At 56.5% G+C, this 25,440-nt stretch carries 21 protein-coding genes; 15 read left to right on the top strand and 6 right to left on the bottom strand.

Going from position 1 to position 25,440, the window contains the following annotated elements; all coding sequences use genetic code 11:
* Positions 1–2 precede the first annotated feature (2 nt).
* The 15 genes from ENH71_RS15305 (at position 3) to argJ (ending at position 19,595) form a co-directional block, all read left to right on the top strand.
* Entirely contained in the window at positions 3–1,565 is a 1,563-nt protein-coding gene (locus tag ENH71_RS15305) for a UDP-N-acetylmuramoyl-L-alanyl-D-glutamate--2,6-diaminopimelate ligase (RefSeq protein ID WP_294130549.1), read from the top strand.
* Positions 1,562–2,929: a UDP-N-acetylmuramoyl-tripeptide--D-alanyl-D-alanine ligase gene (locus tag ENH71_RS15300; RefSeq protein WP_294130551.1), complete on the top strand. Its 1,368-nt coding sequence runs from the start codon at positions 1,562–1,564 to the stop codon at positions 2,927–2,929. The genes ENH71_RS15305 and ENH71_RS15300 overlap by 4 nt, the downstream gene beginning before the upstream one ends.
* A complete protein-coding gene (gene mraY / locus ENH71_RS15295) occupies positions 2,929–4,011 on the top strand; it encodes a phospho-N-acetylmuramoyl-pentapeptide-transferase (RefSeq protein ID WP_294130552.1) in 1,083 nt (360 codons plus the stop codon). Before ENH71_RS15300 ends, mraY begins: the two co-directional genes overlap by 1 nt.
* Positions 4,012–4,042: 31 nt before the next feature.
* A complete protein-coding gene (murD, locus tag ENH71_RS15290) occupies positions 4,043–5,407 on the top strand; it encodes a UDP-N-acetylmuramoyl-L-alanine--D-glutamate ligase (RefSeq protein WP_294130553.1) in 1,365 nt (454 codons plus the stop codon).
* Entirely contained in the window at positions 5,404–6,594 is a 1,191-nt protein-coding gene (gene ftsW / locus ENH71_RS15285) for a putative lipid II flippase FtsW (RefSeq protein WP_294130554.1), read from the top strand. The genes murD and ftsW overlap by 4 nt, the downstream gene beginning before the upstream one ends.
* Positions 6,591–7,691 carry an undecaprenyldiphospho-muramoylpentapeptide beta-N-acetylglucosaminyltransferase gene (gene murG / locus ENH71_RS15280; protein WP_294130555.1) on the top strand — a complete coding sequence of 367 codons (1,101 nt, stop codon included), beginning with the start codon at positions 6,591–6,593 and terminating at the stop codon, positions 7,689–7,691. The genes ftsW and murG overlap by 4 nt, the downstream gene beginning before the upstream one ends.
* 25 nt (positions 7,692–7,716) lie before the next feature.
* Positions 7,717–9,105: a UDP-N-acetylmuramate--L-alanine ligase gene (gene murC / locus ENH71_RS15275; protein ID WP_294137935.1), complete on the top strand. Its 1,389-nt coding sequence runs from the start codon at positions 7,717–7,719 to the stop codon at positions 9,103–9,105.
* Positions 9,105–10,040, top strand: coding sequence for a D-alanine--D-alanine ligase (locus tag ENH71_RS15270; protein ID WP_294130558.1), 936 nt, complete (start codon positions 9,105–9,107; stop codon positions 10,038–10,040). The genes murC and ENH71_RS15270 overlap by 1 nt, the downstream gene beginning before the upstream one ends.
* Entirely contained in the window at positions 10,037–10,948 is a 912-nt protein-coding gene (locus ENH71_RS15265; RefSeq protein WP_294130560.1) for a cell division protein FtsQ/DivIB, read from the top strand. The genes ENH71_RS15270 and ENH71_RS15265 overlap by 4 nt, the downstream gene beginning before the upstream one ends.
* A gap of 15 nt (positions 10,949–10,963) precedes the next feature.
* A complete protein-coding gene (gene ftsA, locus ENH71_RS15260; protein ID WP_294130562.1) occupies positions 10,964–12,208 on the top strand; it encodes a cell division protein FtsA in 1,245 nt (414 codons plus the stop codon).
* 70 nt (positions 12,209–12,278) lie between these two features.
* The gene (gene ftsZ / locus ENH71_RS15255) at positions 12,279–13,466 is read left to right on the top strand and encodes a cell division protein FtsZ (protein WP_294130564.1); all 1,188 of its coding nucleotides are present in this window, start codon (positions 12,279–12,281) and stop codon (positions 13,464–13,466) included.
* A gap of 141 nt (positions 13,467–13,607) precedes the next feature.
* A complete protein-coding gene (lpxC, locus tag ENH71_RS15250; protein WP_294130565.1) occupies positions 13,608–14,519 on the top strand; it encodes a UDP-3-O-acyl-N-acetylglucosamine deacetylase in 912 nt (303 codons plus the stop codon).
* Positions 14,520–14,560: 41 nt separating this feature from the next.
* On the top strand, positions 14,561–15,493 hold the full coding sequence (locus tag ENH71_RS15245) for a M23 family metallopeptidase (RefSeq protein ID WP_294130566.1): 933 nt from the start codon (positions 14,561–14,563) through the stop codon (positions 15,491–15,493).
* Positions 15,494–15,582: 89 nt separating this feature from the next.
* Positions 15,583–18,351 carry a preprotein translocase subunit SecA gene (gene secA, locus ENH71_RS15240; protein ID WP_294130568.1) on the top strand — a complete coding sequence of 923 codons (2,769 nt, stop codon included), beginning with the start codon at positions 15,583–15,585 and terminating at the stop codon, positions 18,349–18,351.
* A 20-nt stretch (positions 18,352–18,371) separates the two neighbouring features.
* Positions 18,372–19,595, top strand: a complete 1,224-nt coding sequence (argJ, locus tag ENH71_RS15235; RefSeq protein ID WP_294130570.1) for a bifunctional glutamate N-acetyltransferase/amino-acid acetyltransferase ArgJ — start codon at positions 18,372–18,374, stop codon at positions 19,593–19,595.
* Here argJ and ENH71_RS15230 read toward each other — a convergent pair.
* The 6 genes from ENH71_RS15230 to pilB are packed head-to-tail and all read right to left on the bottom strand — an operon-like array spanning position 19,573 to position 25,311.
* Positions 19,573–20,556 (bottom strand): Nudix family hydrolase, encoded by a 984-nt coding sequence (locus tag ENH71_RS15230; RefSeq protein WP_294130572.1) that lies wholly within the window; start codon positions 20,554–20,556, stop codon positions 19,573–19,575. The two genes, argJ and ENH71_RS15230, sit on opposite strands and share 23 nt — an antisense overlap.
* A complete protein-coding gene (yacG, locus tag ENH71_RS15225; RefSeq protein ID WP_294130574.1) occupies positions 20,549–20,758 on the bottom strand; it encodes a DNA gyrase inhibitor YacG in 210 nt (69 codons plus the stop codon). The genes ENH71_RS15230 and yacG overlap by 8 nt, the downstream gene beginning before the upstream one ends.
* Positions 20,751–21,374, bottom strand: a complete 624-nt coding sequence (gene coaE, locus ENH71_RS15220; protein WP_294130575.1) for a dephospho-CoA kinase — start codon at positions 21,372–21,374, stop codon at positions 20,751–20,753. The genes yacG and coaE overlap by 8 nt, the downstream gene beginning before the upstream one ends.
* Positions 21,374–22,279 (bottom strand): prepilin peptidase, encoded by a 906-nt coding sequence (locus ENH71_RS15215; protein WP_294130576.1) that lies wholly within the window; start codon positions 22,277–22,279, stop codon positions 21,374–21,376. Before ENH71_RS15215 ends, coaE begins: the two co-directional genes overlap by 1 nt.
* Positions 22,280–22,321: 42 nt before the next feature.
* On the bottom strand, positions 22,322–23,548 hold the full coding sequence (locus ENH71_RS15210) for a type II secretion system F family protein (protein WP_294130578.1): 1,227 nt from the start codon (positions 23,546–23,548) through the stop codon (positions 22,322–22,324).
* Entirely contained in the window at positions 23,548–25,311 is a 1,764-nt protein-coding gene (gene pilB / locus ENH71_RS15205; RefSeq protein ID WP_294130579.1) for a type IV-A pilus assembly ATPase PilB, read from the bottom strand. The genes ENH71_RS15210 and pilB overlap by 1 nt, the downstream gene beginning before the upstream one ends.
* Between the last annotated feature and the right edge of the window lie 129 nt (positions 25,312–25,440).

Here is a 25,440-nt window from a genome sequence, read left to right as displayed (position 1 = left end):
CTGTGAATACCGCTCGACAGACCGATGCCAAAATGCCGTTGACCGAGCTGGTCGAAGGGCTTGTGATGGATGCCGAATGTCGGCAGGCGTGCAGTGGTATTTCAATCAGTGGCATGACGCTGGACAGTCGCCAGGTCAATCCGGGCGAGATATTTATAGCCCTGTTTGGCAAGAATCACGACGCTCGGGACTACATTGAACTGGCCTTGCAGCGCGGTGCAACAGCCGTGCTGGCAGATGAGGGCGGACAGTGGCATGGGTGTCGCCGGGTTGGCAATGTGCCGATTATTGCGGTCAACAGTCTTCGCATTCGTCTGGGGGACATCGCTGCCCGATTCTATGCGCATCCGTCGCAGCAGCTACCCGTGATCGGTGTCACCGGCACCAATGGCAAGACCAGTTGTACCCAGTTTATCGGTCAAATACTGTCCGGTTTTGGCCAGCGTTGTGGCATTGTCGGCACACTGGGTTATGGCATTTTCCCGGAACTGGAAGACACCGGGTTCACCACGCCGGACCCGGTCATCCTGCAGGCTGCGCTCGCCGATATCCTGCAGCAACGAGCCTCCTGTATCGCCATGGAGGTGTCATCTCAGGGGCTGCATCAGCACCGACTGAATGGCGTTCGTTTCCACAGTGCAGTCTTTACCAACCTGACACGGGATCATCTGGACTATCACGGCAGTATGGCTGCCTACGCTGAAGCCAAGCGCCGACTGTTTGAACATGAGGCGTTGCGAGTGGGGATTGTTAATGCTGATGACAGTTACGCCGCCTGTATGCTGAATGCGTTACCGAGAAACACGCAGAGCCTGACCTATAGCCTGAATGACAGCCGGGCTGACGTGTACGCCCGCGAGCTCAGCTTTCAACCGAATGGCTACCGGGCGCGTGTGCATACGCCATGGGGCGAAGGTGATTTACAGGGGCGGCTGCTGGGTTCATTCAATTTCAGCAACGTGCTTGCAGCCATCACGGCCGCAATGACCTTGCCACAGGAGATGGATCTGCAGCAGGTGCTGGCGCAGGCCGCGTTGTTGAAACCGGTCAGTGGCCGGATGGAGCTTTTGGGCGATGCTACGTCTGATGTGACCGCCGTGGTGGACTATGCTCACACTCCCGATGGCTTGCGCTCGGCATTGAGCGCCATTCATGAACATGTAGATGGCCGTATCTGGTGTGTGTTTGGTTGTGGTGGTAACCGCGACCAGGGTAAACGCCCACTGATGGCTGAGGTTGCCGAAGAGCTGGCTGACTTTGTGGTGTTGACCGATGACAATCCGCGAAACGAGAATCCTGACGATATCATTCGGCAGATTCTGTTGGGATTTAATGAGCGCGATGGCATTTATGTGGAGCGCGACCGGGCCAGCGCGATTACTTATGCCGTGTCCTCGGCTGGGCCCGGGGATATTGTCCTGGTGGCGGGTAAAGGCCATGAAGCGTATCAGGATATTGGTGGCCAGCGCATGGCATTCAGTGATACCGCGCAGGTCCGGCTGGCATTGCAGAAGCGGGCGGCTCAGGCATCAGGTCAGGCGCCAGATAGCGAGGTGTTGTCATGATAGGAACAATGACGCTCAGTGATGTCAGTGAGTATATGCCCGCCACCATGACCGGGGCTGATGTCACATTCTCTCGTGTCAACACGGATTCCCGGCAGCTGCAGGCCGGTGACCTGTTTGTTGCCCTGAGTGGCGAGAATTTTAACGGAAACCGGTTTGTCTCCCGGGTTGCGGAACAGCGTGCCGTGGCGGCAATTGTCAGTGAAGCGCAGGACGTGCCCATACCGCAGCTGGTGGTGGCTGATACTGCGGCTGCACTGGGTTGGTTGGGACACATAAATCGCAAACGCTCCCGGGCCAACGTTGTTGCGATTACCGGCAGTCAGGGCAAGACATCGGTAAAGGAGATGACTGGCTCTATTTTATCCCAGCAATTCAATATTCTGGTGACTCGCGGCAACCTCAACAACAATATCGGTGCCCCGATGATGCTGTTGGAGCTTGAGCAGGATCACCAGCAGGCAATCATTGAGCTGGGCGCCAACGCCGGTGGCGAGATCGCCTGGACAGCTAAACTGGTGGATCCGCAGATTGTACTGATCAATAACGCCGCAGAAACTCATCTGGAGGGGTTTGGTAGCCTGGCAGGTGTGGTGCAGGCAAAGGGTGAGATTATCGACTCGGCGGCGTCAACACACACCGTGGTGCTGAATGCGGACGATCCCAATATCGAGCGCTGGCGCGAGCGCGCCGGTCGCCGGCGCTGTGTGACCTTTGCTCTTGATGCTCCGGCCGACTATCGCGCCGTGAACCTGGTCATGACAGCCGACGGTGCGCGGTTTGATATCGAGTCTGCCCGTGGCCGGATAGCGTGTTTTCTGCCGCTGCCCGGGCGTCACAATGTGGCCAATGCGCTGGCGGCCGCAGCGCTGTCAATTGAGTCGGGCGCGACGTCTGCCAGTGTTTGCGATGGCCTGGCACGCGTGGCCGCAGTGCCGGGGCGACTATGCCCGCTGAGCGGAATCAATAACAGTCGTCTGCTCGATGACAGCTACAACGCAAGCCCGTCATCATTCAGGGCCGCGATTGATGTGCTGGCCGTTATCAGGAACGGCAAGGATGTCCGTCGGGTACTGGTCATGGGCGACATGGCGGAACTGGGTGCGCTGACAGTACAGGCACACCGTGATGTTGGCAGCTATGCGCGGGAATGTGGTCTGGACGAATTATGGAGCACCGGCGCCTGCAGTGAACTGGCAAGTCAGTCATTCGGAGCAGGCGGACGGCACTTTGAAGACAGAGATGCACTGATCAGTCACGCTGCGCAAGCGCTGAACGAAAGCAGTGTCGTCCTGGTCAAGGGATCACGAAGCGCGGGAATGGATTACGTCGTTCAACAATTAAGCAGCAAGGAGACTGTCTGATGTTGGTATTGCTAGCTGATTACCTCATCCGGATCGACCCCGGCTTTGCTGTTATTCAGTATATAACCGTGCGTGGCATCATGGGAATTCTGACGGCACTGATCATCTCATTGCTGATAGGGCCCTGGATGATCCGCCGTCTGAATTATCACCAGATTGGCCAGGTTGTGCGAACCGATGGGCCCGAGAGTCACTTCAGCAAAGCTGGCACACCGACCATGGGTGGCGCCCTGATCCTGGTCAGCATTGTGTTGAGTACGCTGATCTGGGCTGATCTGCGCAATGCCTATGTCTGGGTCACCATGCTGGTGACGGTGTTATTTGGCGCCATTGGCTGGGTCGATGACTACAGAAAAGTATTTCGCAAGGACCCCAAAGGACTGCCGGCAAAATGGAAGTACTTCTGGCAGTCGGTTATCGGTCTGGGCGCCGCATTGTTCCTTTATTACACGGCCACTGATCCGGTGCAGACAGCCTATATCGTTCCGTTCTTCAAGGATGTTTCGATAGAGGTCGGGCTGTTGTTTATCGTTGTTACCTATTTTGTCATTGTGGGCAGCAGTAATGCAGTCAACCTGACGGACGGTCTCGACGGTCTGGCAATTCTGCCGACGGTGATGGTGGGGGGTGCGCTGGGCATCATCGCGTACCTGTCCGGACACGCTGAGTTTTCGGTATACCTGAACATACCGACGGTGACCGGCGCCGGCGAACTGGTCATTTTCTGCGGCGCCCTGCTCGGCGCCGGGCTCGGGTTTCTCTGGTTTAACACCTATCCCGCCCAGGTATTCATGGGCGATGTGGGCGCACTGGCGCTGGGCGCTGCACTGGGCATCGTGGCCGTTATTTCGCGGCATGAAATCGTGCTGTTTATCATGGGCGGTATCTTTGTCATGGAAACCGTTTCGGTGATTCTGCAGGTGGCGTCATTCAAGTTGACGGGCAAGCGCATCTTTCGCATGGCGCCTTTGCATCATCATTTTGAACTTAAAGGCTGGCCGGAACCGCGCGTTATTGTGCGCTTCTGGATTATTACCGTGATGCTGGTGCTGTTCGGGCTGGCAACGCTGAAGCTGAGATAACAACGAAATACATTGTAGTGGAGACGCGTCGATGACGCAGGCAGTGGACAACAAGCTGGTGGTGATAGTCGGTCTGGGTAAGACCGGGCTGTCCTGCGCGCGCTATTTCCATGCTCTGGGTCGCCCGTTCAAGGTTATCGACAGTCGTTTCAGTCCACCCGCGCTGGCCGAGTTTGAAACCGAGTTTCCCGGACAAACCATTGAGCTGGGTGGCTTCCCGCAACAAAGCCTGTTGCAGGCAAGTGAGATCGTACTGAGTCCCGGTATCAGTTTGCAGACCCCGGAAATCGCTCATGCAATCAGTCAGGGTGTGCCTGTGACCGGCGACATCGACATATTCAGCCGCGAAGTGAAAGCGCCGGTGGTTGCTGTAACCGGGTCTAACGGCAAAAGTACCGTGGTGACCCTGGTGTCCGAGATGGCCCGTCAGGTCGGTATCCGGGTCGCAGTTGGCGGCAACCTTGACGGTCGGGCCAGTATGCCGGCGCTCGATCTGTTGCGCAGCGGCGAGCGCGATCTGTACGTCCTTGAGTTGTCGAGCTTTCAGCTCGAGACAACGACCCGGTTGGACGCCGAAGTCGCGGTACTGTTGAACCTGACTGAAGATCATCTGGACCGCTACCCATCCATGCAGGACTATGCGGCCGCCAAACAGCGCATCTTTAAGGGGGCGCGGCAAGTGCTGGTGAACCGGGATGATCCGGCCAGCGAGCCTGCGCATCCAACTGCCGCACAACGATGGACCTATGGTTTTAACGATGCGGCAGGTGAGCATGATTACGGTTTGTCGACACATGAGGGCGAAACCTGGCTCAAGCGCGGATCGAACCATCTGATGCCGGTGCGGGATATCGCTCTGGTGGGGCGACACAATGTCAGCAATGCGATGGCGGCGCTTGCATTGGGTCATGCTGTCGGTATTCCGGATGCCGCCATGGTCACAACCCTGCGTGAATTTCCCGGCTTGCCACACCGTTGCCAGCTGCTGCGACAGCTGCGTGGCGTTGACTATTACAACGACTCCAAAGGCACCAATGTTGGTGCAACTCTGGTTGCCATTGAATCTGTTGCTGAGCGCACGTCTGGCGAGATCGTGCTGATCGCCGGCGGTATTGGCAAAGATGCGGACTTCTCCTCACTGTTGCCGGCGCTGGAGCGTTATGTAAAGCGGGTGGTGCTGATTGGTCGTGATGCCGACAAACTGGCGAAGCTGATTGGTAATCGTGCCGACATCATGCGTGCGACCTCCATGGAGGAAGCTGTTATTGAAGCGGCCAGCAGTGCCGTTGATGGCGATGCTGTGTTGCTGTCGCCGGCTTGCGCCAGCTTCGACATGTTCAAGGACTTTGCGCATCGCGGGCGCGTTTTTGCCGCCGCTGTGGAGGCCCTGTCATGAGTGTGTTGCTGAGCAAAAGCAGAGGCGCTGTTCGTGTGCCCCGCCGGGTGGCCGAGCGGCCGGTCAATACCCTGTTGCTGGTCCTTTTTCTGTTGCTGGGAACCGGGCTGATCATGATGACGTCGGCCTCCATGGAAATCGCCAACAGCATGGCAGGTGATCCATTCTATTTCTTTAAGCGTCAGGTGTTTTTTATTGGCTTATCGCTGGTTGTGATGTTGATTACCCTGCATGTCAACATGAACCTCTGGTATCGCTGCAGTGCCGGACTGTTATGTCTGGCGCTGGTATTGCTGGCACTGGTGCTGGTGCCCGGTATCGGAACTGTCGTCAACGGCAGTGCGCGCTGGATTGATCTGGGCTTTTATCGCCTGCAACCTTCGGAGATGGCTAAGATTTTCATGGTGGTGTACATGGCTGCATATCTGCACCGGCACCGCGACGAAGTTCATGAGCGCTGGTCAGGGTTCCTCAAGCCAATGGTCATTCTGGCTGCTGCTATCACATTGCTGCATTTTGAGCCTGATCACGGCGCGATGGTTATCATAATGCTGACCACGTTTACCATGCTGTTTCTCGCCGGTGCGCGGCTGCATCGATTTGTGCTGATTGTGATGGTTTGTTTTGCCGGCGTTGTCGCGCTCGCCATCATGAAGCCGTACGTGATCAATCGCCTGACATCGTTCCTGAATCCGTGGGCTGCCGAATACGTTTACGGTGAAGGGTACCAGCTGACACAGGCATTGATAGCGTTCGGACGCGGCGAATGGTTCGGCGTGGGTCTGGGCAACAGTATCCAGAAGTTGTATTTCCTGCCGGAAGCGCACACGGATTTTGTGCTGTCGATTATCGCTGAAGAGATGGGCTTGCTGGGTGTGCTTTTCGTTCTGTTCCTGTTCAGTTTTCTGGTATGGACGGCGCTGCGTCTGGGGCGTGAGTGCGAAGCCAGGGCGCGGTATTTTCCGGCCTATGTTGCGTTTGGCATCGGCATGATATTTGCGACCCAGGTGTTTATAAATTTTGGAGTTAACACGGGGCTGTTGCCGACCAAAGGACTGACACTGCCGTTCCTGAGCTATGGCGGCAATAGCCTGCTGATTAGTTGTTTTATGGTCGCGATGCTTATGCGTATTGAGTACGAGCTGCGGACACAGCCCGATCCGGATCCGGCCGGAGGTGATGCATGAGCAGACGCACGGTATTAATCATGGCGGCAGGCACTGGCGGCCACATATTCCCCGCACTGACCATTGCCCGGGTGCTGCAGGCGCGTGACATTCAGGTTGAATGGCTGGGCACGCCGGCCGGCATGGAGAACGATGTGCTGCGTGATACCGGCATCAAACTGAATCGTCTGAACGTTAATGGTTTACGGGGCAAGGGCAAACTGGCTTTACTGAAGGCGCCTTTCATGCTGTTGGCCAGTATCTGGCAATCGCTGCGGCTGTTGCAGGCCCTGCAGCCTTGCTGTGTTCTGGGTATGGGAGGTTATGTGACCGGTCCCGGTGGTGTTGCTGCCTGGTTGTTGCGCCGGCCCCTGGTCATTCACGAACAGAACGCCATTGCCGGACTGAGCAATCGTTTGCTGGCACCGATGGCGGCCAGGGTACTGGAAGCGTTTCCCGGTACCTTTAAGGCCAGCAGTAAACTGGTTCATACCGGCAACCCGGTCAGGGCGGACATCGCCGGTTTGAGCGGCAGGCAGAGCACAGGCACGGATGGCACGGGCGCGCTGCGTCTGCTGGTGCTGGGTGGCAGCCTGGGCGCGGCTGCCATCAATGAGGTTGTGCCCCTGGCTGTGTCCGGTGTCGATAGCCATCAGGGTATCGAGGTCTGGCATCAGACCGGACGCAACAAACATGAAAGCACGCAGGCAGCCTATCAACAATCAGTCGACGCTACCGGTACCGACATCAAGCGACAAGTGGAACCGTTTATTGGCGATATGGCAGCGGCATATGCCTGGGCCGACCTGGTGCTGTGTCGCGCCGGCGCGAGCACGGTTGCCGAGCTTGCTGCGGCCGGTTTGCCGTCGATTCTGGTGCCTTATCCGCACGCCGTGGATGATCATCAGAGCGCCAATGCGCGCTGGCTGGTGGATGCCGGCGCCGCTGAGCTGATGCCGCAGTCGCGCCTGAACAAAGACGGCCTGCAGCAACTATTAGAGGAACTTATGACAGATAAAAAACGGCTACAGGATATGGCGCAGCGCGCTCACAGCCTGGCCATTGCTGATGCCGCAGAACGGGTTTCTGATGTGTGCCTGGAGGTTTGCCGTGGCTGATCAACGTTATTACCAGGTGCCGGAGATGCGTCGCATCAAGACCATCCATTTTGTTGGCATTGGTGGTGCCGGCATGTGCGGTATCGCCGAAGTTCTGCTAAACCAGGGATACCGGATTACCGGTTCTGACATCAAGTCGTCAGTGGTGACGGACCGTCTGGCGGGCATGGGTGCGCAGATATTTATCGGGCACGCCAGTGACAATATCGCCAGTGCCGATGTGGTGGTGTATTCAAGTGCGGTACGTGACGACAACCCGGAGCTGGTGGCGGCCAAACAGTCCGCGAAACCCATCATTCCACGTGCCGAGATGTTGTCGGAGTTAATGCGCTACCGCCACGCCGTGGCTATCGCCGGCACGCATGGCAAAACCACAACAACCAGTCTGGTGGCTTCTATTTTTGCCGAAGCTAAACTGGCGCCGACGTTTGTCATCGGTGGTCGATTGAACAGCGCCGGCGCCAACGCGGGCCTGGGTGAGAGCCGGTATCTGGTCTGTGAGGCGGATGAAAGCGATGTTTCATTCCTGCATCTGCAGCCCATGGTTGCGGTGGTCACCAATATTGACGCTGATCATATGGGTTCGTACGACGGCGACTTCAACAAGCTCAAGAGCTACTTTGTCGAATTTCTGCACAATCTGCCTTTTTACGGACTGGCGGTGTTGTGTGTCGATGATCCTGTGGTTGCGGAAATCATGCCACGGATATCGCGGCCCATGCTGACGTATGGTTTCTCCGCGCACGCTGACTATCGCATCGAAAACCTGCGACAGGACAGGCAGTTTACCGACTTTGATGTCTACCGTCCGGATGGTCGTGATCCGCTGCATATCAGTCTCAGCATCCCGGGGCGCCACAATGCATTGAATGCCACCGCTGCCATCGCAGTTGCTACCGACGAAGGCATTGCTGACGAAGCAATCTGTAAAGGTCTGGCCGAGTTTGCCGGCGTGGGTCGACGCTTTGATATTCAGGGTGAGTTTCCGATCGCGGACGGCAAGATAATGCTGCTTGATGACTATGGGCACCATCCCAGCGAGGTCGCTGCAACAGTGGCTGCACTGCGTGCCGGATGGCCGGAGGCGAGACTGGTGATGATCTATCAGCCGCATCGCTACTCCCGAACCAAGGATTTGTATGACGACTTCGTCCGGGTTCTCTCCGAAGTCGATGTTCTTTTGATGCTTGACGTGTACTCCGCCGGGGAAGATCCGGTACCGGGTGCCGATTCGCGAAGTTTATGCCGCAGCATCCGATTGCGAGGCAAGGTGGACCCGGTTTTTGTCAAAGATGAAGCGGATGTGCGTGGGGTGCTGAAAGATCTGGCGAAAGACGGCGACATCGTGATTACCCAGGGGGCCGGTAGTGTGGGTGCCCTGGCGCGTACGTTGGCCGCACAGGGGTTACTGTGATGAGTGAGAAGAATTCAATGGCCAGTCCGGAGCGCGTCGCTGTGCTAATGGGTGGCGATTCAGCCGAGCGTGAAATATCGCTGCTCAGTGGTAAGGCTGTGCTCACGGCGCTGCAGAGTCAGGGTCTTGATGTGGTCGGTATCGACGTCGGTCCTGATCTTGCTGAGAAGCTGCGTGCCGAAAAAATAGATCGCGTATTCAATATTTTGCATGGCCGTGGCGGTGAAGACGGCAAGCTGCAGGGATTGCTGGAGATGATGCATATCCCCTATACCGGCAGCGGTGTGCTGGCATCTGCGCTGGCCATGGATAAAGTCAAGACCAAGCAGTTATGGGCAGCAAGCGGATTGCCTACGCCAAGATTCAGCCTGTTACACGACAACATTGACTGGCAAGGCCTGATTGATGATCTGGGTGAGGTGGTGGTCAAGCCTGCGCATGAGGGATCCAGTATCGGCATGTCGATGGCGTCTGATGCCGCAGCACTCCAGCACGCCTACCAGAAGGCCAGTATGTATGATACCGCTGTCATGGCGGAGCAACGGATCCGTGGTGCCGAGTTTACCGTGCCGGTCATTCACGGCGAGGCGTTCCCGGCAATCGAGCTGAGCACCAGTCATGAGTTTTATGATTACGATGCCAAATACGTGGCCAGTGACACCCGCTACCTTTGTCCGGCACCGCTGACCCGTGAGAAAACTGCAGAACTGGCTGATCTTTGCCTGCGTGCGTTCACCATTCTGGGCGCCGAGGGTTGGGGTCGGGTTGATGTGATGCAGGATCAACATGGTGAATTCTGGTTGCTTGAGCTTAATACAGTGCCGGGCATGACAGACCACAGTCTGGTGCCAGTGTCGGCGGCAAGCAGAGGTCTGGATTTTCCGGCTCTGGTTTTACACATTCTGCAGGGAGGCGCCGCCGGCGAATCATCATGAGCGATTCCCGAAGCAGAACAACATTTTCGGCCTATGACGACGGCCCGGACGTACCGATGGATTTCGCGCCGCTGCGTGCTGAGGCGCGGCACACAGTACCCGATGCAGCGGCAGAGAAACGTTCTGGCGGCGTACTGCGGTTTGTTTTGCTGGGTCTGATCCTGACAGGTGCGGGTGGCGTTGCCGTTCATCAGTATCGTGGCGTAGCGGCGGATTATATGGCGACGCTGGCGGACAGCCTGCCGGCATTGAATCTGCCGGAAATAAGCCGGCCCGTGGTGAACCGGGAGATCAACACCGTCAGGCTGGATTCGCCGCTGCATCGCGTGACAGAACATGAGGTCAGAACATTGCTGGCCCGTTACACGGAGTCAGGTTTCCTGGGTGTGGATGTGCAGGATTTACGCGATGAGCTGGAGCTGAATCCCTGGGTCGCGCACGCTACCGTGCGCCGGGTGTGGCCGGATGTGCTGGTGATCAATATACGTGAGCAGCAGCCAATCGCGCGCTGGGGAGAGGCTTCGCTACTCAATGCCGCCGGTGAGATTTTTACGCCACCGCCACGCGGGTCTGAAACAGCGCTGCCGGCACTGAGCGGGCCGGCAGGTTCAGAGGCTGTGGTGTTGTCCCGGTACGAGACGTTTAAAGAGGTCTTGTCGGCGCTTGCCATGACACCAGCGTCGGTGAGCCTGAGTCAGCGTGGCAGCTGGACAATTGCAGTAGATGGCGGTCCGGTGTTGCGTCTGGGTCGTGACGACGTCATGGCACGGCTGGATCGTTTGATTATGGTTTACCGCAGTGGATTACAGGACCATTTGGCAGATGCACGCACGATTGACTTGCGGTACGGGAATGGATTTTCAGTCAGTAAAAATACGGTGACCACAGATTCTGTGGCCCGTCGGTGAGAGCAGGTGTGACTTATGAGCGCTCCAGATAACAGCAACATGATTGTCGGCCTGGATATCGGCACGTCCAAGGTGGTTGCCATTGTGGGCGAGGTAAAGGCCGATGGCAGTCTCAATATTGTGGGTATCGGCAGCCATCGATCGCGCGGTCTGAAGAAGGGCACAGTGGTGAATATTGAATCCACAGTCGAGTCTATTCAGCGTGCAGTAGAAGAGGCGGAACTGATGGCCGGTTGCCGCATACATTCGGTTTACGCGGGTATCGCCGGCAGCCACATTCGCAGTATGAACTCACACGGCATCGTGGCGATTCGTGACCGGGAAGTAACGCGCGCGGATATTGACCGGGTGATTGATGCGGCACAGGCAGTCGCCATACCCGCCGATCAGCGTGTACTGCACATCCTGCCGCAGGAATACATTATTGATTCCCAGGAGGGCGTGAAAGAGCCCCTGGGAATGTCAGGTGTGCGTCTGGAAGCCAAAGTGCATCTGGTCACCTGTGCCATCAATGCTGTGCAGAATATCGAAAAATGCATAAAGCGTTGCGGGCTGCAGACAGAGGAAATAATCCTGGAGCAACTGGCTTCAAGTTATGCCGTGCTGACAGAGGACGAGAAAGAGCTTGGGGTATGCATGGTGGATATTGGTGGTGGCACGACAGACATCGCTATCTTCACCGAAGGCGCTATCCGCCACACCGGTGTCATACCTATCGCCGGCGATCAGGTGACCAATGATATTGCCATGGCGCTGCGCACGCCAACGGATAACGCGGATGAAATAAAGATCAAGTACGCCTGTGCATTGACGCAACTGGCCAGTGCCGGTGAGATGATCAAGGTGCCAGGTGTCGGTGAAAGACCAGCTCGCGAACTATCGCGCCAGGCGCTGGCCGAAGTAGTCGAGCCGCGTTATGACGAGTTATTCACTCTGGTCAAGGCTGAGCTGCAGCGGAGCGGGTATGAAAACCTGCTGGCTGCGGGGATCGTGTTGACCGGTGGCACCAGCAAAATGGAAGGTGTCATAGAGCTGGCTGAGGAGATCTTCCATATGCCGGTACGTATTGGCATGCCGCAGAGCGTCAAGGGCCTGGCGGACATCGTGCGCAATCCGATTTATTCCACGGGTGTCGGTTTGCTGCTGTACGGCATGCGTCAACTGCAACAGCAGGAGCGCAGTCATCACCCGGTGACCGTCAAGGAACCAAAGATCAGTATCGTAGAACGGGTAAAGAACTGGCTGAAAGAGAACTTTTGAGCCGTAAATTTTGCAAGAGTAAATACATTAATTAACGTTTCAATAAAACCAAGGCATGACAGGGGGCCGTATGTTTGAACTTCTAGATAGTATTCCACAAAGTGCCGTCATCAAGGTTATCGGTGTTGGTGGTGGCGGCGGAAACGCCGTCCGGCACATGATCAGTCATCACGTTGAAGGCGTAGAGTTTGTCTGCGCCAATACCGACGCTCAGGCGCTGACCAATCTGCAGGCCAAAACTCTGCTGCAGATGGGCAGTACCGTTACCAAAGGTCTGGGTGCCGGTGCCAATCCCGAGATCGGGCGCCAGGCAGCCCTGGAGGATCGGGAAGAAATCGCAGAGATCCTCAGTGGTGCAGACATGGTGTTCATCACTGCCGGCATGGGCGGTGGTACCGGTACCGGTGCCGCACCCATTTTTGCTGAAGTAGCCAGAGAGCTGGGCATACTGACGGTGGCGGTGGTAACCCGACCGTTTCCGTTCGAAGGCAAAAAGCGCTCCCTGATTGCAGACCAGGGCATTCAGGAGTTGTCTCAGCACGTAGATTCCCTGATCACCATCCCCAATGAAAAACTGTTGGCGGTGCTGGGCAAGAATGCATCCCTGCTGGAGGCTTTCAAAGCGGCCAATGACGTGCTGCTGGGTGCGGTCAAAGGTATCGCTGACCTGATTATTCGTCCGGGCATGATCAATGTGGATTTTGCTGACGTGCGCACGGTGATGTCGGAAATGGGTATGGCCATGATGGGAACCGGTTACGCGACCGGCGAGTCACGAGCCCGGGAAGCTGCTGAGGCTGCGATCCGCAGCCCGCTGCTGGAAGATGTGAACTTGCATGGCGCCCGCGGCATTCTGGTCAACATTACGGCTGGTGAGAACCTGTCACTGGGCGAGTTTTCTGAAGTGGGTGACACCATTTCCGAATTTGCCTCTGACGATGCGACAGTTGTTGTTGGTACCGTGATCGATCCGGAAATGGGTGATGAAATCAGGGTAACAGTGGTCGCAACCGGGTTGGGCGAAGTACGTGCTGCTGAACAGCGCCCCACCAAGGTCGTTGACAATACCCGTTCGGCGCAGGTTGCTGGTGGTAATTATCGGCCCGTGGACCGACCGGCGGCAACGGCAGCACGCCCACGCCCCGCGGCCAGTTCGCATACCATGCCGCAAAACAGTGGGTTCGCCAAGGCAGTGGGTGCTGAAGACAGCATGGACTACCTGGATATTCCGGCGTTTCTGCGCCGCCAGGCAGACTGAAAAACGGCTGTAACCACGGCGGTTGGGGCCTGAGCACGGTCAATTCAGTGTTTGGGTTCTCAACTGATATTTGCTATCATCTAGCGCATTGTGCAGGGGTAAATCCCCTGCGCGCCGCTTATTCCGGGATTCATGTCAACTATGTTGAAACAGCGTACTCTCAAAAATGTCATCCGTGCCACTGGTGTGGGTTTGCACACCGGCACTAAAGTCTATCTGACGTTAAGGCCGGCGCCGGTTGATACGGGTATCATTTTTGTGCGCACCGACCTGGAGCCGAATGTGCACATACCGGCATTGGCACACCTGGTCGGCGACACTACCCTGTCCACGACACTGATCCAGGATGGTGTGCGGGTATCAACGATCGAGCACCTGATGTCGGCGATGTCGGGTCTTGGTATTGATAATGCCTACGTTGAAGTCAGCGCGCCGGAAGTGCCCATTATGGACGGCAGCGCCGGGCCTTTTGTGTTTCTGATCCAGTCAGCGGGTATCGAGGAGCAGGACGCTGCCAAGAAGTTCATCCGGATACTGAAGCCTATCCATCTGAAAGATGGCGATAAAACGGTCAGTCTGGAGCCTTTTGATGGCTTCAAGGTCAGCTATACTCTGCTGTATGATCATCCGGTTTATCGTCGCTACACCAAGTCGGCAACCATCGATTTTTCCAGTACTTCCTTCGTCAAGGAAGTCAGCCGGGCGCGTACCTTTGGTTTCATGCATGAGTTTGAAGAACTGCGCAATCGCAACCTGGCGTTAGGTGCCAGTATGGACAACGCCATCGCGGTAGGCGATTATAAGGTGCTGAACGAAGATGGTCTGCGGTATGAAGACGAGTTCGTGAAGCATAAAATTCTGGATTCAATCGGTGATCTGTACCTGCTTGGGCACAGCCTGCTGGGTGAATTCAACGGGTACAAGTCCGGACATGCGCTGAACAATAATCTGTTGCGCACGCTGGAGGCGACGCGGGATGCATGGGAGATGGTCAGTTTTGACTCCGAATCCCAGGTACCCATTTCTTATCTCAAGCCCGGACTGGCTGCCTGACGGAGACCCCGAAGCGCAGCGATACGGGGCAGGCCTGGCTTATGAAGCTCATATTGGTTAATCAGCGTTACGGACACAGTCGCACGATTGTGATCAAAGGCTGGCTCAAGGGCCTGCTGTCGCTGTGTCTGCTCGGCGCCCCGGTGGCGCTGGGTTATATGGGTTACCACCTGGCCCTGGCCAACACCGCCAATCATATCGTCAGTGAGAAATCCGCCGAGGGCTGGGAACAGCAGCTTGACGAGCAGGCGCTTGCTTTGGCCGAAGTTCGGCAGAATGCGGAGCAACAGGTCGAGGCGCTGACCCAGCGGCTGGCCACCCTGCAGGCACGGCTGCTGCGCCTGGATGCCCTGGGTCTGCGACTGACCGAGGTCGCCAATCTGGATCCCGCCGAATTCAACTTCAGTCAGCAGACGCCTGGCGTTGGCGGTTTGCTGCTGGATGATGGCAATTCAATGCAGCCGCCCGATTTTATCCGCGCGATCACGCGTCTGGAACAGGAAATCGAGGCGCGCGGCAATCAGCTTGAAACCGTCTCCGGACTGATCAACGGCCAACAGCTCGAGCAGGAGGCTGAAATCGCCGGTCGCCCGGTCAATACCGGTTGGCTGTCATCAGGTTTCGGGCGCAGAGCCGATCCGTTTACCGGACGCATGGCCTGGCACAACGGCATCGACTTTGCCGGCGCTGCCGGTGAGGATATTATCAGTGTCGGTACCGGTGTCGTAACTTTCTCGGGCACGCGCGCCGGATATGGCCTGATGGTGGAAATCGATCATGGCAATGGCTATCTGACACGTTATGCCCATGCCCAGGAGTTACTGGTAGAGCAGGGCGAGATTGTCAATCAGGCGCAGGCAATCGCACTGATCGGCAGCACCGGGCGATCCACTGGTCCCCACGTTCACTTTGAAGTCTATAAAAACGGCCGTGTCGTCGACCCGGCCTCTTATATACGTCGCACCCACCGCTAACGCACGTCTCCCCGATGCTTTATAGCTGACGACTGCAATCAGGTCGTCATGGTTCCGTATGTTTTATTATTCAGTCATAACAGGTCATCATGAGCTTACAGTTTTTCAGTAAAATATTTGGCAGCAGCAACTCTCGCAAACTCAAAAAGCTGCATAAAATCGTCAGGCAGATCAATACATTTGAGGACGGTGTGCAGTCGCTGTCTGACGAAGAGCTGCGTGCCAAGACAGTCGAATTCAAGGCACGTTTTGACGAAGGGGAGTCTCTGGATAAAATGTTGCCGGAAGCCTTCGCTGTTGTCCGCGAAGCAAGTAAACGGACACTGGGCTTGCGTCATTTTGATGTGCAGATGATCGGTGGCATTGTGTTGCATCAGGGTGATATTGCCGAAATGAAGACCGGTGAGGGTAAAACCCTGGTGGCAACATTGCCCGCCTACCTCAACGGGCTGTCGGGAAATGGTGTCCATATTGTTACCGTCAACGACTACCTTGCCAGTCGTGACGCCAACTGGATGCGGCCGCTGTACGAATTTCTGGGGCTGACCGTTGGTGTTATTGTCGGTGGCCAGATGCAGCACGAAAAAAAGGAAGCCTATAACGCTTCCATCACCTACGGCACCAACAATGAATTTGGCTTCGACTACCTGCGCGACAATATGGCGTTTCGTATTGAAGACAAGTTGCAGCGCAAACTCAATTTTGCCATCGTCGACGAAGTGGATTCCATTCTGATTGATGAGGCGCGAACGCCCCTGATCATCTCCGGGGCCGCGCAGGACAGCTCCAAACAGTACCTGGCCATCAATGAGCTGATACCGGGACTGGAGCGTGGTGAAGCGCCGGAAGAAAAGAGTCCCACTATGGCGCTGGAGCGTGAAGAGAAGGTCGAGTCCGGGCATTTCATGGTTGATGAAAAAACCCGACAGGTCGAGTTGACCGAATCCGGTCATGAGCACCTGGAAGAACTGCTGACCCAGCGCAAGTTATTGAACGAGGGCGAGAGTCTGTATTCCGCCGCCAATCTGGGACTGCTGCACCATATTCACTCGGCGCTGAAAGCACACTACCTGTTTCACAAGGACGTTGAATATATCGTCAAGGACGGCCGCATTGTGCTGATCGATGAGCATACCGGCCGTACCATGGAAGGGCGACGCCTGTCAGAGGGTCTGCATCAGGCCATTGAGGCAAAAGAAGGACTGGAGATCCAGAGTGAGAGTCAGACTCTGGCCTCCACCACTTTCCAGAATTACTTCCGTCTCTACAATACACTGTCCGGCATGACCGGTACCGCCGATACCGAGGCATTCGAGTTCAAGCAGATTTATGATCTTGATGTGGTTGTAATACCGCCGAATACGCCTATGCAACGAATCGACAAGAACGACCTTGTGTTCCTGTCCATGGAAGAGAAGTTCGAGGCAATTGTTAGCGATATTACGGAATTCAGTGCCAAAGGCGCGCCAATCCTGGTCGGTACCGCTTCTATCGAAACCTCGGAAATGCTGTCTAAGTTCCTGAACAAGGAAAAGATCCAGCACGAAGTATTGAACGCCAAATTCCATGAAAAAGAGGCGTTTATTATTGCGCAGGCTGGGCGACCCGGTGTCGTTACCATCGCCACCAATATGGCGGGTCGGGGCACGGATATTGTGCTGGGCGGAAACTGGGAATCGGAAGTGGCGGCCATGGACAATCCAACGCCCGAGCAGATCGCCGCGGCCAAGGATGCCTGGCAGCAGCGCCACGATCAGGTGCTGGAGGCTGGCGGTCTGCATATTATTGGTACTGAACGACACGAGTCCAGGCGTATCGATAATCAGCTGCGGGGCCGCTCAGGACGTCAGGGGGACCCGGGTTATTCGCGATTCTATCTGTCGCTGGAAGACAGTCTGATGCGTATCTTTGCCTCCGACCGCGTGAAAAGCTTTATGCAGAAACTGGGTATGGAGCGAGGCGAGGCGATTGAGCACGGCATGGTGTCTAAATCGATCGAAAAAGCACAGCGTAAAGTTGAAGGTCGCAACTTTGATATCCGTAAACAGTTGCTGGAATATGACAATGTTGCCAATGACCAGCGCACTATCGTCTACCAGCAGCGCAATCAGGTCATGGCCAGCGACGACATCGGTGAACTGGTCTCCAGTATGCGAAACGAAGTGGCGGATGAAGTCATCAGCAGCCACATCCCACCACAAAGTATTTTTGAACAGTGGGATATCGACGGGCTGGAACAGGCAATGGAGGCTGAGTTCGCCATCCATCTGCCGATCAAGACATGGCTGGAAGAAGATGAAAAGCTGTACGAGGAAACCTTGCGCGAAAAGATCAGGCAGGAGCTGACTGACGCTTATGCCAGGAAGCGTGAGACCGTTGGCGAAAAAATGGCTCTGCTGGAAAAGCAGATTGTACTGCAGATTCTGGATACCTTGTGGAAGGAACACCTGGCGGCAATGGATCAGTTGCGACAAGGCATATTCCTGCGTGGTTACGCGGGCAAGAACCCGAAGCAGGAATACAAACGGGAGGCTTTCGCCCTGTTCCAGAGCTTGCTGTCGCGTCTGCAGCACGATGTCATCCGTTTCCTCAGTCATGTGCAAGTGCGCTCGCCGGAAGAAATTGATGCCATTGAGCGCGCACGCGATGCGGAGCGGGCCAAGGAAAAGATCAAATATCAACATGCTGAAGCATCGGGCATGCAGTCAGAGACTGCCGGGGGCAATGCAGAGGGTGGCCAGAATGAACAGGATAACGGCGCACCGTTTGTCCGGGAAGAACCCAAGCTGGGACGAAATGATCCCTGCCATTGCGGCTCTGGCAAGAAGTTCAAACATTGTCACGGTCGACTGAGCTGATAAACGGGTTGGGTGAAAATATGGCGACAGGAAAAAAGGACATCGGCAACCTGGTGCCGGTAAAGGGCATCAAAATGTCAGCTGTCAGTGCCGGAGTACGGTACCAGAACCGGCTCGATCTGGTGTTGTTTGAGCTGGCCGAAGGCAGCCGGACGGCAGGCGTTTTTACGCGCAATGCGTTCTGTGCGGCACCTGTGGTACTGGCCCGGAAACATCTGACTGGCAATGGCGGTGATGTGCGTTACCTGCTGGTCAACACCGGGAATGCCAATGCCGGTACCGGTGACAGGGGCATGGCCGATGCATTGCATTGTTGTCAGGCGCTGGCCGACTGCGCAGACGTTAACCTGACACAGGTGCTGCCTTTTTCCACGGGTGTCATCGGCGAGCGGTTGCCGGCGGAGAAAATCGCTGCTGCTGCGCCCGCCGCATTGGCTGCGCTGCAGGATGATCAGTGGCTGGCTGCTGCCAAAGGCATCATGACGACAGACACCCGGCCCAAAGGTGTGTCGGCGATAGTGACCCATAATGGACAGTTCATCACTATTACCGGTATCACCAAAGGCGCAGGCATGATCAAGCCAAATATGGCTACCATGCTGGCATTTGTGTGTACCGACGCAGAAATTGATCAGGGCCTGTTGCAGGAACTGTTAATGTCTTCCGTAGAACAGTCATTCAATAGAATCACCGTCGACGGCGACACCTCAACCAACGACTGTTGCGTACTGACCGCCACGGGCAAAAGCGGTATCAGAATCGACAAGGCAGATGAAGGGTTATATGTCGCATTCCGCAATGCCTTGCACGAACTGGTTCTGGATCTTGCGAAACTGATTATTCGCGATGCCGAAGGTGCAAAAAAGTTTGTTACCGTAGATGTGCGTGGCGGGGGCAATACCGCAGAGTGTCTGCAGGTCGCCTACGCGATTGCCGAATCACCTCTGGTCAAAACCGCGTTGTCAGCGTCCGATCCTAACTGGGGAAGAATTCTCGCGGCGGTGGGTCGTGCCGGTGTACCAGACCTGGATGTATCGCGCATAGATCTGTATCTGGATGATGTCTGTATTGTTGAAAAGGGTGGCCTGGCGCCGGGCTACCGTGAGGAAATGGGACAGGCAGTGATGACCCAGGAAGATATATGTCTGCGCGTGGAACTGGCTCGCGGTGATGTCAACGAACAGGTATGGACTGCAGACCTGTCAGAAGAGTATGTCCGTATCAACGCATCGTATCGCAGCTAAACAGACTGATGCCGGCTATTCCCCGTGCGCCGCTGGCCCTGGCAATGATCAGATCAGGCGTCTGCATGCCGCCCAGGGCATAAACCGGCACCGTTGATTCCCGTACCATGTCGGCAAATGTATTCCAGCCCAGTGGCGCTGTACCAGGATGGCTGGCAGTTGCTTTCACCGGGGACAGGAGCGCGTAGTCCGCGTCCAGTGCCGCTGCCAGCACCAGGTCTTCGCGCGAGTGACAGGAAACCCCGAACAGCAGGTGCTCCGGCACCGGTCTTGCAGAAAGGCAGCCTAGCAGGCCGCCATGCGCGTGCAGCCCCTTGCACCCCGGTAAAGCCAGCAGGTCGTCGCGAATTCGGCCATCAGCATTGATATCGGTCGCTGACAGGTCGACGATGACACCGGCACTGGTATGCGCGAGCTCCGGCAACATCTTATGCGCCGCAGACAGGTAATCCTGGTAGTGGTTCTTGTGCTGGCACCGAAGTCGCAGCAATGTGTCGCCCGCCACCCGAATCGGTGTGGAGGGTGGCGCAGGAATATTGACAATGGCAAGCATGTCGCGCAATTGCAGGCGTCGGATGATCAGCCGGTTCGCCTGCGGGAACTCTTTTGTATCAAGCTGTGAGGTCGGCAGCCAGCGCAGAGGCTGATTCTCCAGGCCGGTTGGCGTGCCGGTGAAACGGTCGACAATCCACACATCCAGCAGCACCGCTTTGTCGGGGTAATTGTGTTCTATCCGGCACAAGGGACGTGACTGCGTCACGTTAATGGCAATTTCCTCCTTGAGTTCCCGGCTGAGCGCCTGTTGCACCGTCTCGCCAACTTCGACCTTGCCACCGGGAAACTCCCACAGGCCGCCAAGGTGTTGTTGATCGGCACGTTTGGCAACCAGAACCTGACCGTGAGCATCAAGGATGACGCCAACGGCGACATGAATCCGTTTGACGCCGTCATGCCTAGTCATCGGAGTGCCGACCACCGCTGAGCTGTGGCAGGTCTTCCGGGTCCACTGGCTCGCCGGCAATACTGTGTCGCTCGCTGGCCCACTCACCGAAATCTATCAATTTGCAACGCTCCGAACAGAATGGTCGGAATGCATTTTTTTCATGCCAGGTCACAATTTCCTTGCAGGTCGGGCAATTCACTTTCAGGGTGCGCTCACTCATGGGAATCAGTTTTACTCATATCAAGATAGGTTTTATGCAATGTCTGCACGGCGTTGTGCAAAGCCAGCAGGTCGCCATCATTGACGATGATATCATCAGCTTTGTCGAGTCGCTGCTGGCGGCTGAACTGGCTGGCCATGATAGCCTTGATGGTGTCCGGGCTGCTGTTGTCGCGCACGACGGTGCGCTCAAGCTGCAATGACTCCGGTGCGTCAATGACCAACACACGGCTGCACAGTGTCTGTTGATCGGTTTCCAGCAGCAGGGGAGACGACAACAGCGTGTAGGCTGAGTCGCTTTGCTGCAGCCGGGAGATTATTGCCTGACGTATCAATGGGTGCAGCAAGGCCTCGAGCCATTGTTTGGCCGCAGGCTCGCGGAAGATGATTTCGCGCAGCGCCTTTCGGTTCAGGTTGCCTTCGGCCAGCAGGATGGTTCGGCCAAAATGTTCGGCGATGGCTGCCAGCGCGGGTTGACCGGGCTGCACCACGTCACGCGACACCAGGTCGGCATCAACGACGGTGATGCCCAGTGCCGCGAACGCATCCGTAGCAGCGGTCTTGCCACTGCCAATGCCGCCAGTGACGCCGATGATCAGGGGTTGACGTGTGTGCATCAGCGCGTCACCAGCATGGAGATATAGGTATTGCTGATGGCATCGCCCCAGATCAGGGCAATAAATCCGGCAACTGCCAGATAGGGCCCGAACGACATCGGAATGTTCTTATCACGACCGGCAATGACTGCCAATGTGATGCCGATAACGGCGCCGGTTAGCGAAGACAGGATAATCACCGTCAGCAACTGTTGCCAGCCCAGCCAGGCGCCGATCGCTGCCAGCAGTTTGAAATCACCATAACCCATACCTTCCCGGCCAGTCAGCAATTTGAAGACCCAGTAGATACTCCACAGGCTCAGGTAACCGATGCTGGCGCCGAGCAGGGCGTCTGCAGGTGTAACGCCGGTGCCAAATCCGGTGACGCTGAGTAGCAGTCCCAGCCACAACAGGGGCAAGGTAATATTGTCGGGCAGTAACTGATGGTCGATATCAATCACTGTCAGGCTGACCAGGCTCCAGGTAAAGGCCAGGGCAGCGAGACAGGCCCAGGTAGCGCCAAATTGCCAGGCGACCAGAGCGGAAAGCAGTGCAGTCAGGATTTCAACGACTGGATAGCGCCAGTGTATTTTCGTCTGGCACTGGCTGCAGCGGCCACCCAGCAACAGATAACTCAACACCGGAATGTTCTGCCAGGGCCGGACCGGTTTTTGGCATACCGGACAATGTGAATCCGGTTTCAGCAGGTTAAACGTTTCATGCCCGGCGACCGGGTCAGCGGTTTTGACTTTTTTCGGATCCACTTGCAGATATTCCAGGCACTGACTTCGCCATTCGCGTTGCAACATCAGGGGCAGGCGATAAATCACCACATTCAGAAAACTGCCTACCAGCAAACCCAGCAGTCCTGCCAGTGCCGCCGTCAGCGCTGCGGACCCCTGCATCAGCTCTACTAATGTTGCCATTGAATTACCCCGTTGTTTTACCGTGTTTGTATCAAAGTACTGTTACAGGGCAGCGCCCAGGCGAAAAATCGGCAGGTACATGGCCACCATCAAGCCACCCACCAGCAGACCCAGTGTTGCCATGATTGCCGGTTCCAGCAACCCCGTCAGGCCATCAAGCAGATCATTGACACTGTCTTCGTAGTGATCAGCGCACTTCTCCAGCATGGTGTCCAGCGTGCCGGATTCCTCGCCAGCATTGGTCAATTGCGTAATCATAACCGGAAACAAGCCGGTCTTGCGAATGGAGAAGCCCAGTGACTGTCCCTGCTCGACATCGTAGAGAACATCCAGGCAGGTCTGCTGGTAGACAAGGTTACCCGCGGCAGTTGCGCTCAATTGCAATGCCTCGACAATCGTCAGTCCGGCCGCAATCGTGGTGGCGAGAGTTCTGCAGATATGGGCCAGCGCAGCGTTACGCAGCAACAGGCCGAGCGCAGGAGTCCGCAACAGCAGCCGGTGACAGAGCAGCCGGACACCGGCTCGTTTGCGTATCAGGTGAATACAACACAACCCCCCGACGATAAACGACAGCAGCCACAGCCAACCGTAGCGGATGACAATATCCGACAGCGTCAACACTGATTGGGTCAGGCCCGGTAAGGGGGCACCCAGATCAGCAAAAGTGGCAGCAAATTGGGGTACCACTTTTACCAGCAGCACGGCAGTCACTATCGCGGCAGTGCACAGAACTGTCAGTGGATAGACCATGGCTTTTTTCACCTGACGGATGATGGCGGCGTCCCGCTGTTGGCAGGCCGCCACTCGTTGTAGTGCGGTATCAACGGTGCCGGACTGTTCGCCGATGGTGATCATGCTGATGAACAGTCGGTTAAAGTACTGCGGGTGTTCAGCCAGTGCGTCACTGAAACTAGCGCCGGTTGCCACTCTTTCATGTAGTGCCTGTAGTAATTGCCTTGCGCGCTGATTTTCCGTACCGGCAGCCACAATATTCAGTGCCTGTAACAAGGGCAGGCCGGCTTTGATCATGCTTGCTGTCTGCTGAGTGAGCAGGTCCAGATCCCTGGCCCTGATCCGCGAACCGGGCCCGGGCAGGCGCCGCGTACGGGCCCGGGTTGGCGCTTTGCTCGCAGTCACCCGGGTCGCATTAATGCCCTGTTGATGCAGGTTGACCCTGACCTGTGCCGGATTCGCCGCCAGCATGTGTCCACGCTGGTGATTGCCGTGACGGTCTGTGCCTTGCCAGCGATAACCTGCGCCGTCAGTCATCACAGTGTCAGTCTGTCCGCGTCAGCGAGAGAGAGCTCGCCGCGGGCAACCCGGGTCAGCGCAGATTCACGCAGTGACAGATGCCCCATGGCCCGGGCTGCGTCAGCAATGTCACTGGCACTCGCGCCATCCAGAATCAGTTGGTTGATTTCAGTCGACATCGGCAATACTTCGGCGACACACACGCGTCCGCTGAACCCCTGGTGACAATGCTTGCAGCCAACGGGTGTAAATAAGCGGGCGTCGACTGACTGCGCGGCGGTCATACCGGCAGCACGTAATTGCTCCTGGCTGGCAGCGGCGGGTGCCTTGCAGGCAGGACAAAGGCGGCGCACCAGCCGTTGCGCGATGACGAGGCTGAGCGAGCCGCACAGATTGTAGGCCGGCACACCCATGTTCAGCAGACGGACGATACTGCCGGCGGCGCTGTTGGTGTGTAGCGTGGATAACACCAGGTGACCGGTCTGAGCGGCCTTGACTGCGATGTCAGCGGTTTCCTGATCCCTGATCTCGCCAACCATGATGATGTCCGGATCCTGTCGCATGAATGCTTTCAGGGCCGTAGCGAAATCAAGGCCACTTCGTTTGTTGACTGCCACCTGGTTGATGCCGTCCAACTGAATCTCTACCGGATCTTCCGCCGTTGATATATTGCGTTCCTGGGTATTGATCAGATCCAGCCCGGCGTATAGCGACACGGTCTTTCCGCTACCCGTGGGTCCGGTCACCAGAATCAGGCCTTGTGATTTCTGCAGCGCCGCCCGATACAGCGCTTGCTGACCGGGGTCGTAGCCCAGGTCATCCATGTTTTTACATGACGCCGAGCTGTCCAGAAGGCGCAGCACCACTTTTTCTCCCCACAGCGTGGGCATGCTGCTGACCCGGAAATCGACAATGCGGGTACCGTGCCTGGTAGTAGAATGATGATTCCCGTTTTTTATCGTCATTCTGAGTCTGCCGTCCTGTGGCAGACGCCGCTCACTGATGTCCATATCAGCCATTACCTTGATGCGGGAAATGATGCGTGGCGCCAGGTTTGCCGGTGGGCGAATGATTTCCCGCAGACTGCCATCAACGCGGCAACGAATCCGGACAGAGGTCTCGAAGGGTTCGATATGGATGTCTGACGCCTGCCGGCAGATTGCGTCGTGCAGCACATTGTCGACAAACCGTACCAGTGGCGCATCATCCGTCCGACTGTCAGGGCTGTTCGCAGGAGCGTTGTTCGCAGTGTCGAGCAGTGCCGTGATTCCATTCTGTCTGTGATCGTCGGCATGGATTTCGCGCAACACCGCGTCGCTGGGAGAGTTACCGGATGTAGTCTCTGTCAACACATGGTCGAGTAGCTGCCACAGTCTGGGGCCATCTGCCACCACAGCGTTGACATCGCGTCCGGTTTGCATCCGGATGTCATCAAGTACCTGCAGACTGGCGGGGTCGGCAAACACCACCAAAAGAGCGGTGCTTGCCGCATCTGTGGCGGGCAGCTGCAAGGGCAGCACGCGGTGTTTTTGCAGATAACCGCGATCCAGTGCGTCTGCTGGGCAGGCATTGATATCGATGGCGTCGATGTCAAGCAACGGGTAACCAAAACAGTCCGCGATGGTCGCCGCAAGGCGCCCGCTATCGGTCATGCCGCGCCGGATCAGCAAGGTAACAAAGGGTATGCTCTCCTGTTGTGCCATGACCAGTGCGGCCTCCGCCTGGTCTGCCAACAGCAGCCCTGAATCGACCAGGGTTTCTGCCAGTCCCTGTGGCAACATGATTTCAACGACTCCTGTTTCAGCCTGTGGAGGTTATATAGCAGTTGTGCCATCGGTCTGCTATACAGAATAGGGAACAGCACAGGTGTGCAGTGCAGTTTTTGCCTGCATTGATCAACAGGGCAGGAC

This window comes from Pseudohongiella sp., from assembly GCF_011050365.1.
Lineage (GTDB): Bacteria > Pseudomonadota > Gammaproteobacteria > Pseudomonadales > Pseudohongiellaceae > Pseudohongiella.
Note: the sequence above shows the minus strand (reverse complement) of the source record. Positions and strands in the feature narration are given on the sequence as shown.